The sequence below is a fragment of the Methylobacterium tarhaniae genome, from assembly GCF_001043955.1.
Taxonomy (GTDB): Bacteria; Pseudomonadota; Alphaproteobacteria; order Rhizobiales; family Beijerinckiaceae; genus Methylobacterium; species Methylobacterium tarhaniae.
The window spans coordinates 1-11394 of sequence record NZ_LABZ01000151.1; the positions used below are offsets into that span (position 1 = coordinate 1).

8 protein-coding genes are annotated in these 11394 nt (G+C 69.8%); 2 read left to right on the plus strand and 6 right to left on the minus strand.

All coding sequences use genetic code 11. The features are described 5' to 3' along the window. The 6 genes from VQ03_RS20820 to VQ03_RS20845 all read right to left on the minus strand — a co-directional run. The coding region (locus VQ03_RS20820) for a 2-oxoglutarate dehydrogenase E1 component (protein WP_048452820.1) at positions 1 to 2949 on the minus strand (2949 nt) is incomplete at its 3' end. Between the two features lie 226 nt (positions 2950 to 3175). Continuing rightward, the gene (gene sucD, locus VQ03_RS20825) at positions 3176 to 4060 is read right to left on the minus strand and encodes a succinate--CoA ligase subunit alpha (RefSeq protein WP_048452821.1); all 885 of its coding nucleotides are present in this window, start codon (positions 4058 to 4060) and stop codon (positions 3176 to 3178) included. 155 nt (positions 4061 to 4215) lie between these two features. Continuing rightward, positions 4216 to 5412, minus strand: a complete 1197-nt coding sequence (sucC, locus tag VQ03_RS20830) for an ADP-forming succinate--CoA ligase subunit beta (protein ID WP_048452822.1) — start codon at positions 5410 to 5412, stop codon at positions 4216 to 4218. A gap of 77 nt (positions 5413 to 5489) precedes the next feature. Continuing rightward, positions 5490 to 6452, minus strand: coding sequence for a malate dehydrogenase (mdh, locus tag VQ03_RS20835; protein WP_048452823.1), 963 nt, complete (start codon positions 6450 to 6452; stop codon positions 5490 to 5492). Between the two features lie 249 nt (positions 6453 to 6701). Beyond that, positions 6702 to 7388 carry a TetR/AcrR family transcriptional regulator gene (locus VQ03_RS20840; protein ID WP_083468126.1) on the minus strand — a complete coding sequence of 229 codons (687 nt, stop codon included), beginning with the start codon at positions 7386 to 7388 and terminating at the stop codon, positions 6702 to 6704. A 104-nt stretch (positions 7389 to 7492) separates the two neighbouring features. Then, on the minus strand, positions 7493 to 8053 hold the full coding sequence (locus VQ03_RS20845) for a DUF533 domain-containing protein (protein ID WP_048452824.1): 561 nt from the start codon (positions 8051 to 8053) through the stop codon (positions 7493 to 7495). Between the two features lie 371 nt (positions 8054 to 8424). Between VQ03_RS20845 and VQ03_RS20850 the strand changes: the two genes are divergently transcribed. Together VQ03_RS20850 and ccmI are read left to right on the plus strand one after the other, a co-directional pair. After that, positions 8425 to 10191 carry an SLC13 family permease gene (locus tag VQ03_RS20850; RefSeq protein ID WP_048452825.1) on the plus strand — a complete coding sequence of 589 codons (1767 nt, stop codon included), beginning with the start codon at positions 8425 to 8427 and terminating at the stop codon, positions 10189 to 10191. Positions 10192 to 10286: 95 nt separating this feature from the next. Further along, on the plus strand, positions 10287 to 11394 hold a 1108-nt coding region (ccmI, locus tag VQ03_RS20855), incomplete at its 3' end, for a c-type cytochrome biogenesis protein CcmI (RefSeq protein ID WP_048452826.1).

Sequence of the window (11394 nt, forward strand, 5' to 3'; positions counted from 1 at the left end):
CGCCAGGGCCTCGTTGAGGAAGGCCTGGAGCTGGTCGAGGTGCTTCGACATCAGGCCGACGGCGGTCGAGGCCGAGGCCGGGCGGCCGACGTAGCGCGGGCGCTTCGAGACGGAGCCGGCCTGGTTGAGGACCCATTCCAGGTAGGGCTCGACGAAGGCCCACGAGCCCATGTTCTTGGGCTCCTCCTGGCACCACACCACCTCGGCGTTGCGGAACCGGGAGATCTCGGTGGCCAGCGACTTCAGCGGGAACGGGTAGAGCTGCTCGACGCGCATCAGGTACACGTCGGAGATGCCGCGCTTCTCGCGCTCCTCGTAGAGGTCGTAATAGACCTTGCCCGAGCAGAGCACGACGCGCCGGACCTTGTCGTCCTTGGCCAGCTTCACGCCGTCCTGCGCCTTCTCGGCGTCGTCCCACAGCACCCGGTGGAAGGTCGAGCCCTCGGCGATGTCCGAGAGGGCCGAGACCGCCCGCTTGTGGCGCAGCAGCGACTTCGGGGTCATCAGCACCAGCGGCTTGCGGAAGTCACGCTTCAGCTGGCGGCGCAGGATGTGGAAGTAGTTCGAGGGCGTCGTGCAGTTGGCGACCTGCATGTTGTCCTCGGCGCACATCTGGAGGTAGCGCTCCAGGCGCGCGGAGGAATGCTCCGGCCCCTGGCCCTCGTAGCCGTGCGGCAGCAGCATCACCAGGCCCGACATGCGCAACCACTTGCGCTCGCCGGACGAGATGAACTGGTCGACCACGACCTGCGCACCGTTGGCGAAATCGCCGAACTGCGCCTCCCACAGGACCAGGGAGTTCGGCTCGGCCAGCGAGTAGCCGTACTCGAAGCCGAGCACCGCCTCCTCCGAGAGCATCGAGTTGATGACCTCGTAGCGGCTCTGGCCGTCCTTGATGTGGTTGAGGGGCGTGTAGCGCTCCTCGTTCTCCTGGTCGATCACCACCGAGTGGCGCTGCGAGAAGGTGCCGCGCTCGACGTCCTGGCCCGACAGGCGGACCCGGTGGCCTTCGGTGAGGAGCGAGCCGAAGGCGAGCGCCTCGGCGGTCGCCCAGTCCAGGCCCTCGCCGGTCTCGATCGCCTTGGCGCGATTGTCGAGGAAGCGCCGGATGGTGCGGTGCAGGTGGAAGTCCTGCGGCACCGTGGTGATGGCTTTCCCGATCTCCCGCAGGGTGTCGGCCGGCACGCCGGTGCGGCCGCGGCGCGGATCGTCCTCGTCCTCGCGCACCGCCTTCAGGCCCGACCAGCGGCCGTCGAGCCAGTCGGCCTTGTTGGCCTTGTAGGCCGTGGCGATGTCGAACTCGCTGTCGAGGGTCGAGCGGAACTCGGCCTTGCGGTCCTCCAGCTCCTTCTGGCTCAGCACGCCGGTCTCGGTCAGCTTCTTGCCGTAGCTCTCGAGCGTCGAGGGGTGCTTGCGGATGATCTGGTACATCTTCGGCTGGGTGAACGCGGGCTCGTCGCCCTCGTTGTGGCCGAAGCGGCGGTAGCAGAGCATGTCGATCACCACCGGCTTGTGGAACTTCTGCCGGTACTCGGTGGCGATCTTGGCCGCGAAGGTGACGGCCTCGGGGTCGTCGCCGTTGCAGTGGAAGATCGGCGCCTCGACCATCTTCGCCACGTCGGACGGATAGGGCGAGGAGCGCGAGAAGCGCGGATCGGTGGTGAAGCCGATCTGGTTGTTGATGATGAAGTGGATCGAGCCGCCGGTGCGGTGGCCCTTCAGGCCCGACAGGCCGAAGCACTCCGCCACCACGCCCTGGCCGGCGAAGGCGGCGTCGCCGTGGATGAGGAGCGGCAGCACGGTGGTGCGCTGCTCGTCGCCGGTCTGGTCCTGCTTGGCGCGCACCTTGCCGAGCACGACGGGATCGACGATCTCGAGGTGCGACGGGTTGGCGGTCAGCGACAGGTGGACGGTGTTGCCGTCGAAGGCCCGGTCGCTCGAGGCGCCGAGGTGGTACTTCACGTCACCCGAGCCCTCGACCTCGGCAGGCGACGACGAGCCGCCCTTGAACTCGTGGAAGATCGCCCGGAACGGCTTCGACATCACGTTGGCGAGCACGTTGAGCCGGCCGCGATGGGCCATGCCCAGCACGATGTCGGTGACGCCGAGCGCGCCGCCGCGCTTGATGATCTGCTCGAGCGCCGGGACCATCGCCTCCGAGCCGTCGAGGCCGAAGCGCTTGGTGCCGGTGTACTTGAGGTCGAGGAACTTCTCGAAGCCCTCCGCCTCGATCAGCTTGTTGAGGATCGCCCGCCGACCCTGCTCGGTGAAGGAGATCTCCTTGTCCTTGCCCTCGATGCGCTCCTGGATCCAGGCCTTCTCCTCCGGATCGGAGATGTGCATGAACTCGACGCCGAGGGTCTGGCAGTAGGTCCGCTCCAGGATCGCGACGATCTCCCGGATGGTGCCGAATTCGAGGCCGAGCACGTTGTCGAGGAAGATCGGGCGGTCCCAATCGGCTTCCGTGAAGCCGTAATGCTGCGGGTGCAGCTCCTCGTGGTCGCTGCGGGGCTGGAGGCCGAGCGGATCGAGCTTGGCGTGCAGGTGGCCGCGCATGCGGTAGGCGCGGATCAGCATGATCGCGCGGACCGAATCCTTGGTCGCCTGCTGCACGTCGGCCGGAGCGATCGCTTGGCCCTTGGCCTCCTGCTTGGCCTTGATCTTCTCGCCGACCGCCTTCTCGATCTGGGCCCAGTTGCCGTCCAGCGCCGAGACGATGTCGCCGTTGGCGGCAATCGGCCAGTTGGGCTTCGCCCAGGACGCGCCTTCCGCGTTCTTCACGACGATCGCGCTCTCCTCCTTCAGGCCGGAGAAGAAGCTGCGCCACTCGGGATCGACCGCATTGGGATCCCGGGTGTAGGTCGCGTAGAGTTCCTCGATGTAGTCGGCGTTGCCTCCGTAGAGGAACGAGGTTCCGAGGAGGGCGTCGTTCGCGTCCTGGCGTGCCATGGCGATCTGTCTATCCGCGCTGGTCGATCGATGCGCCGGCTCTGGCCTTCAGGTGAGGCGGGAGGATGGCGAGCGATCGACGGTGGGGGCGCCCGGCGAGACCGGGCGCGAGGGTGTCTTACGAACTCAAGAGAGTTGACGTTTGTTTGCGATATGGGTGCGGAACCGAAATTCCGCACGCCACGCCTGCCATGCGCGAGGCGAAGGGCGAGGGTCGAAGGGCTTTTTAGCCCTTCAGGACCTCGACCAGGGTCTTGCCGAGGCGGGCCGGCGACGGCGAGACGCGGATGCCGGCCTCTTCCATGGCGGCGATCTTGTCCTCGGCGCCGCCCTTGCCGCCCGAGATGATCGCGCCGGCATGGCCCATGCGGCGGCCGGGAGGCGCCGTGCGGCCGGCGATGAAGCCGACCATCGGCTTCTTGCGGCCGCGCTTGGCCTCGTCACGAATGAACTGCGCCGCCTCTTCCTCCGCCGAGCCGCCGATCTCGCCGATCATCACGATCGACTCGGTCTTGTCGTCCTTGAGGAACATCTCCAGCATGTCGATGAACTCGGTGCCCTTGACCGGGTCGCCGCCGATGCCGACCGCGGTGGTCTGGCCGAGGCCCTCGTTGGTGGTCTGGAACACCGCCTCGTAGGTCAGGGTGCCGGAGCGCGACACGATGCCGACCGAGCCCGGACGGAAGATGTTGGCCGGCATGATGCCGATCTTCGACTCGCCGGCGGTGACGATGCCGGGGCAGTTCGGGCCGATGAGGCGCGACTTCGAGCCTTCGAGCGAGCGCTTGACGCGCACCATGTCGAGGACCGGGATGCCTTCCGTGATGCAGACGATCAGCGGGATCTCGGCGTCGATCGCCTCGCAGATCGCGTCGGCGGCGCCCGGCGGCGGCACGTAGACCACCGAGGCGTCGGCGCCGGTGGCGTGGCGGGCCTCCTTCACGGTGTCGAACACCGGCAGGCCGAGATGGATCGCGCCGCCCTTCCCCGGCGAGGTGCCGCCGACCATCTTGGTGCCGTAGGCGATCGCCTGCTCGGAGTGGAAGGTCCCGTTCTTGCCGGTGAAGCCCTGGCAGATGACCTTGGTGTTCTTGTCGATGAGGATGGACACGTGCGATCTCCGGAGATCTGCATTTGGGAATGGGCGGTGCGGCTCAGGCGGACCGAGCGCGATGCACCGCCTCTGAGAAAGCTGCGCTGAAGAGGAGTCCGGTCTTTCGGGCCCCACTCACGAGAAGGGCGCCCGTCACGGGCGCCCTGCCCTCCTCAGCCCTTGCGCACCGCCGCGACGATCTTCTGCGCCGCGTCGTCGAGGTCGTCGGCCGGGATCACGTTGAGGCCCGAGGAGCGGATGATCTCCTTGCCCTTCTCGACATTGGTGCCCTCGAGACGCACCACCAGCGGGACCTGCAGGCCCACCGCCTTGACGGCCGCGATGACCCCGTTGGCGATCACGTCGCACTTCATGATGCCGCCGAAGATGTTGACCAGGATGCCCTTCACGTTCGGATCGGCGGTGATGATCTTGAAGGCCGCGGTGACCTTCTCCTCCGAGGCGCCGCCGCCGACATCGAGGAAGTTCGCCGGCTCCTCGCCGTAGAGCTTGATGATGTCGAGGGTCGCCATGGCGAGGCCGGCGCCGTTCACCATGCAGCCGATGGTGCCGTCGAGCGCGATATAGGCCAGGTCGTACTTCGAGGCCTCGATCTCCTTCTCGTCCTCCTCGGTGATGTCGCGCAGCTGCACGATCTCCGGGTGGCGGTAGAGGCTGTTCGAATCGAACGAGATCTTGGCGTCCAGGCACTTCAGGTGCCCGTCCTTGGTGACGATGAGCGGGTTGATCTCCAGCATGCTCATGTCCTTGGCGGTGAACGCCCGGTAGAGCTTGGTGGTCAGATCCTCCGCCTCCTTGGCGAGCGGGCCGGTGAGGCCGAGCGCCTTGGCGACCGCGCGGCCGTGATGCGGCATCACGCCGGTGGCCGGGTCGACCGAGAAGGTGATGATCTTCTCGGGCGTGTCGTGGGCGACCTGCTCGATATCCATGCCGCCCTCGGTCGAGACCACGAAGGCGACCTTGCCGGTCTCGCGGTCGACGAGCATCGACAGGTAGAACTCGGTCTCGATGTCCGAGCCGTCCTCGATGTAGAGGCGGTTGACCTGCTTGCCGGCCTCGCCGGTCTGCACCGTCACGAGGGTGCGGCCGAGCATCTGCTCGGAGAAGGCCTTGACCTCCTCGACCGACTTGGCGAGGCGCACGCCGCCCTTCTCGCCGGCCTCGGCCTCCTTGAACTTGCCCTTGCCGCGCCCGCCGGCATGGATCTGGGACTTCACGACCCAGAGCGGGCCGCCCAGTTCCTTGGCGGCGGCCTCGGCCTCGGAGGCCTTGAAGATGGCGCGGCCGTTCGAGACCGGCAGGCCGAACTCCTTGAGGACGGCCTTGGCTTGATACTCGTGGATGTTCATGGGGCGACAAGCTTTCTTTGATCGGGCGGGCGTGCGGAGGCGGCGCAGGGAGTTCCCCGCGCCGCCCGTGTCAGGCGTTACGCCAGCGCGCCGTTGATGCCCTTGCAGGCCTCGACCAGGCCCTTCACGGAATTGACCGACTTCTCGAACATCGCCTTCTCCTCGCCGGAGAACTCGACCTCGACGATGCGCTCGACGCCGTTCTCGCCGATCACGATCGGCACGCCGATGAACAGGCCGTCGACGCCGTACTGGCCGGTGAGGTGGGCCGCGCAGGGCAGGACCCGCTTCTTGTCCTTGAGGTAGCTCTCGGCCATCGCGATGGCCGAGGCCGCCGGCGCGTAGAAGGCCGAGCCGGTCTTGAGCAGGTTGACGATCTCGCCGCCGCCCTTGCGGGTCCGCTCGACCATGGCGTCGAGCTTCTCCTGGGTGGTCCAGCCCATCTTGACGAGGTCGGGCAGCGGCACGCCGGCCACCGTCGAGTAGCGCACCAGCGGCACCATGTCGTCGCCGTGGCCGCCGAGCACGAAGGCGGTGACGTCCTCGACCGAGACCTGGAACTCCTCGGCCAGGAAGTGGCGGAAGCGGGCCGAGTCGAGCACGCCGGCCATGCCGACGATCTTCTTCGGGTCGAGGCCCGAGAACTTCTGCAGCGCCCACACCATCGCGTCGAGCGGGTTGGTGATGCAGATCACGAAGGCGTTCGGGGCGTGGGTCTTGATGCCGGTGCCGACCGCTTCCATCACCTTGAGGTTGATGCCGATCAGGTCGTCGCGGCTCATGCCGGGCTTGCGCGGCACGCCGGCGGTGACGATCACCACGTCGGCCCCGGCGATGGCGCTGTAGTCGCTGGCGCCGCTGTACTTGGCGTCGAAGCCGTCGACCGGAGCGGACTCGGCGATATCGAGGCCCTTGCCCTGCGGCACGCCATCGGCGATGTCGAACAGCACGACGTCGCCCAGCTCCTTGAGGCCGGCGAGGTGCGCGAGCGTGCCGCCGATCTGTCCAGCGCCGATGAGCGCGATCTTCTTGCGTGCCATGTAGAACCGATCCTTCGCGGTGTGATGGAACCGTCGGGGGCCGGGGTCCGCTCGCGAGGAGCCCGCGCCGGCGGCTGCCTCTTTGGCGAAAAAAGCCGGGGCCGACAACCCGAGGGCCTTGCACGGGACCCGCGGGCACGGCCGAGTCGGCGTTCACGGAGCGTCACCAGATCAATTTTTACCTTTAATTTCAGATATTTGCCAATACGCTCGGACGGTCGTTACATTTTCGTCATTTTGTCAGCGACCTTACAGGGTTCCGATGCGCAGGATCCGCAGCATCGCCCGGATGACGGCGCCGAGGCGGGCCTCGATCAGGTCGCGCGGCACCTCGACGTCGAGCTGGATCGAGACCGGATGCAGGAAGCGGTGGCTGGTGTCGAAGATGAAGGCGATGCCGCGCTCGCGGTCGCGCAGCGAGAAGGTGCCGGCATTCATCCCCTCCTCGATCACCCGCTCGACCAGCTGGCGCAGGCGGCCGCGATGGCGCCGGGCGATCGGCCGGGACTCGACGGTGGCGTCCCGGTGGACCGCGAACAGGTGCGGGTCCCGCGCCAGCACCTCCCGCTGCATCGAGGCCAGCGCCAGGAGCAGGCGTTCGAGCTTGTCGTCGGCAGGGTCCGGCGCGTCCGCGATGGCGCCGAGCTCGGCCTCGACCTCGCGAAGCCAGCGGCCCGCCACCGCGTCGACGAGGGCGGTCTTCGACGGGAAGTAGCGGTAGACGTTAGCATGCGTCATGCCCGCCTCGGCCGCGACCCCGACCACCGTGACCTGACGATGCCCGAGCCGGCGCAGGTGGTCGGCGGCGATGGCGAGCAGCCGCGCATCCGCCGAGGGCGGCGCCGGCCGGGCGCGGGAGTTCGGGCCGGGGGAGAACGACCCATCCGCCGGATGCGTCTCGTCGCGGGACTGGGCGCCGGGGCGGCTGCGGGGCATGGGACTCGAGAAACAGGCGGGATCGATGGCGCGACGACCCCGCCAGAGTAGCGGCACGCCGCCCGGGGGAGAAGCCCCGCGCCAAGCGCCGCGCAGCCGCAGTCTCAGACCCGATAACGCCGGTGCAGGCTCGACACCACATCCTCGGCTAGGCCGAGCCGCTCGGCGAGATAGGCGAGATAGAGCTGGTTGACCCTGCGACGCTGATCGACGGCGAGCAGCGAGGCGACATACGCATAGGCACCGAGATCGGCATCCTGGATCGCGTCGAGGAGATCGCCCAGCGCCAGCGGCGCCGCGAGCGCCTTGTCGAGGCGCTGGCGCTCGGCCTCCGCGGCGCTGATCCGGGCGAGGGCGTCGCGCACCGGGGCCGGGTCCTGCCGGCGCCCCTGGGCCAGGAACGCCGCCGCCATCGCCTGGATCACGAGGTCGCGCTGCGCCGGCTCCAGCACCCGCAGGTTCAGGGTGAGCGGCACCAGGGTCTGGTGGCGGTTCTGCAGGAAGGCGTGCAGCACCTTCTGGCCCAGGGCCTCGGTCACCACCGCATCCGCCCGGCCGGCCCGCCGGTCGCGCCGCGAGGCCCGGGCCGGGACGGCCTCCGGCTCCTCGGCCTCCTCGGCCGGGTCGCCTCGGCCGAAGGCACGGGTGAGGAAGGCGAAGCTCATGCGGGGGATCTCGGGTCTTGCGGTCGGGCACCAACGTGCGACCGCCCGACGGGCTCCGCCGCCGGGCGTGGTCCGGCGCAGTGGGTACGTCGCAGGATCGGCCCGCCGCCTCCTCGCGGTCATGCTCCGGACGCGGTCTTCCATGACGCGGTCTTCCATGACGACGCCTTCCATGACGAGGCCTTCCGCAAGCGGGCCGTCGTCCCAGCCCGGCACCGCCGCGTGCGGAACGGCGCCGGCCGCACAAACTCTTCGCGTCCGCGCCCTGGGCGCGGTCCCGCGCGGCCCAATCTAGGGAGGTCCGATACTCCGCATCAGGATCACCCGCCCGGCATGACACGCCCCCGCCCCCGCGCCCGGAGAATCCGCGCATGACCCTCGACCAGGGCCTCGCCTTCGGCCTCATCGGGGTCACCGTCCTGCTCTTCATCTGGGGGCGGCTTCCTTACGACCTCGTGGCGCTCCTCTCCCTCGTCGCCGGGGTGGCGCTCGGGCTGGTGCCGGCCTCCAAGGCTTTCGACGGCTTCGCCGACGACGTGGTGATCATCGTGGCGAGCGCGCTGGTGATCTCGGCCGCCGTGTCCCGCTCCGGCGTGGTCGAGAGCGCGATGCGCCCGCTGCTGCCCTACCTGCGAAAACCCCGCCAGCAGGTGCCGGCGCTGGCCGGCGCGGTGATGGGCCTGTCGATCGTCACCAAGAATATCGGGGCGCTCGCCATCTTGATGCCGGTGGCGTTGCAGCTCGGGCGCAAGACCGGCACGTCGGCCTCGCTGCTGCTGATGCCGATGTCCTTCGCCTCGCTGATCGGCGGCCTCGTCACGCTGGTCGGCTCGTCGAACAACATCATCGTCGCGAAGGTGCGGGCCGACGTCGTCGGCGAGCCGTTCGGGATGTTCGACTTCACGCCGGTCGGCCTCGGCCTCGCGGTGGCGGGCCTCGCCTTCCTGTCGGTGGGCTACCGGCTGCTGCCCCGGGACCGGCGGCCGGGAGGCTCGCTCGCCGCGGCGTTCCGGATCGAGGCCTATACCACCGAGGCCTGCCTCTCGGCGGAGTCGCCCCTTGTCGGCGCCACGGTGGGCGAGCTGGAGGCGCTCGGCGACGGCGACGTGACGGTGGCGACCGTCATCCGCGAGCGCTTCCGCCGCTACGTGCCGGGTCCGGACTGGCGGCTCCAGGCCGACGACATCCTGCTGCTCGACGGCGAGCCGGAGGACCTGGAGCGGCTGGTGGCGCGCGCCAAGCTCACCCTGGTCGGCACGCAGGCGGCGGGCGGCGAGATGACGGTGATCGAGGCGGTGATCCCGGACGGCTCGGCGCTGACCGGCACCACCGCCGCGGGCGCGGACCTCGCGGCGCGCTACGGCACCGCTTTGCTCGCGGTGAGCCGATCGGGCGCGGCGATCACCCGGCGCATCGGCAGCGTGCGCCTGCGCGCCGGCGACGTGGTGGTGCTGCGCGCCGAATCCGAACGGCTGGCCGAGGTGCTCTCCGAGTTCGGCCTCCTGCCGCTCGCCGAGCGCAAGCTCGCGCTCGGCCACAGCCGGCGCAGCTACATCCCGATCGCGGTGCTGGCGGGCGCGATGGCGCTGGTCGCGCTCCACGTCGTGCCGGTGGCGATGGCGTTCTTCGGCGCCGCGGTGCTGCTCCTGTGCCTGCGGGTGATGACGATGCACGAGGCCTACGAGACGATCGAGTGGCCGGTGATCGTGCTGCTCGGCGCCCTGATCCCGGTGAGCGACGCGGTGCGGGCGACCGGCGGCACCGACCTGATCGCCGGCGCGCTCTCCAACGCGATGCATTCGGTGCCGCCGATTGCAGCGATCGGCCTGCTCCTGATCGCCGCCATGGCGGTGACGCCGTTTCTCAACAACGCCGCGACGGTGCTGGTGATGGGGCCGATCGGCGCGAGCCTCGCCCAGAAGCTCGGGCTCAATCCCGACCCGTTCCTGATGGCGGTATCGGTGGGCGCGGCCTGCGACTTCCTCACGCCGATCGGCCACCAGTGCAACACCCTGGTGATGGGCCCGGGCGGCTACCGCTTCGGCGACTATGCCCGCCTCGGCCTGCCGCTCTCGATCATGGTGATCGTGGTCGGCACGGTGCTGATCAGCCTGTTCTGGCCGGTCGCGCCGCGCTGAATCCGGGGCCGGCTCTCGGAGGGATTGCCCGTACGTGACACCGTGTCGCCATCCCGTCGAATCGTGTCGCCCCGGGCGGGGCGATAGAGAGGGGCATGACGGCGATCTGGTTCATCTTCGCGCTCATGACCGGCCTGGCGGTGCTCGCCCTGCTCTGGCCGATGTCGCGCCGCCCCGCCCTGGCCGTGCCGGAGGGCGAGGCGCGGATCGCCACCGAGACCGGCTTCTACCGCGACCAGCTGCGCGAGATCGACCGCGACGCCGCACGCGGGCTCCTGGCGGAACCGGAAGCCGAGGCCGCCCGGGCGGAGGCCGCCCGCCGCCTGCTGCGGGCCAGCCGCGAGCCCGGACGGAGTGCCGGGGCGATGGGCGAGCCGGCCCTGCGCCGGCGCCGCGCGGCTTCCGCCTTCGCCCTCTCGACGGTGCCGCTCGTCGCGCTCCTCGTCTACGGCATCTACGGCTCGCCGGACCTGCCGGCCCAGCCCCAGGCCGAGCGCCTGGCCCATGCCAGGTCGGCCGGCAACGACCTCGTGGCGGCGGTGGCGCAGATCGAGGCCCACCTCGCCAAGGCGCCGGAGGATGGCCGCGGCTGGACGGTGCTGGCCCCGGTCTACCTGCGCCTCGGGCGCACCGAGGACGCGATCAAGGCCTACGAGAACTCCCTGCGGATCCTCGGCGAGGAGGCCGGGCGGCTCGCCGATTACGGCGAGGCCCTGGTGGCGGCGGGCGACGGCGTCGTCTCCGCGAAGGCCCGCGACGCCTTCGAGCGGGCGCTCAGGCAGGATCCCAAGGCGGTCAAGCCGCAATTCTACCTCGCCCGCGCCGCCGAGCAGGACGGCGACCGCGAGACGGCCCGCACCCGCTACGCCGCGCTCGCCGCCGCGTCTCCCCCCGATGCGCCCTGGCTGCCGACGGTGCGCGACAGCCTCGCCCGCCTCGACGGCACGGCGCCGGCTCCCGCGGCGGCAGCGCCGGCCAACGGTCCGTCGATGAGCGAGGAGCAGCGCGGGATGGTCCGCGGCATGGTCGAGGGGCTGGCCCAGCGGCTGGCCGAGAAGGGCGGCTCGCCGGAGGAATGGGGCCGGCTGGTACGGTCCTACATGGTGCTGGGCGACCGGCCGAAGGCGGAAGCGACCCTGGCCCAGGCGCGCGCGGCGCTCGGGAGCGATCCGGGCAAGGTCGGGCCGGTCGCCCAGCACCATG

Excerpts from the sequence above, each read along its gene's own strand:
- sucC (WP_048452822.1), bottom strand. The coding sequence starts at position 5,412 with ATGAACATCCACGAGTATCAAGCCAAGGCCGTCCTCAAGGAGTTCGGC.
- mdh (WP_048452823.1), bottom strand. The coding sequence starts at position 6,452 with ATGGCACGCAAGAAGATCGCGCTCATCGGCGCTGGACAGATCGGCGGC.
- VQ03_RS20840 (WP_083468126.1), bottom strand. The coding sequence starts at position 7,388 with ATGCCCCGCAGCCGCCCCGGCGCCCAGTCCCGCGACGAGACGCATCCG.
- VQ03_RS20845 (WP_048452824.1), bottom strand. The coding sequence starts at position 8,053 with ATGAGCTTCGCCTTCCTCACCCGTGCCTTCGGCCGAGGCGACCCGGCC.
- VQ03_RS20850 (WP_048452825.1), top strand. The coding sequence starts at position 8,425 with ATGACCCTCGACCAGGGCCTCGCCTTCGGCCTCATCGGGGTCACCGTC.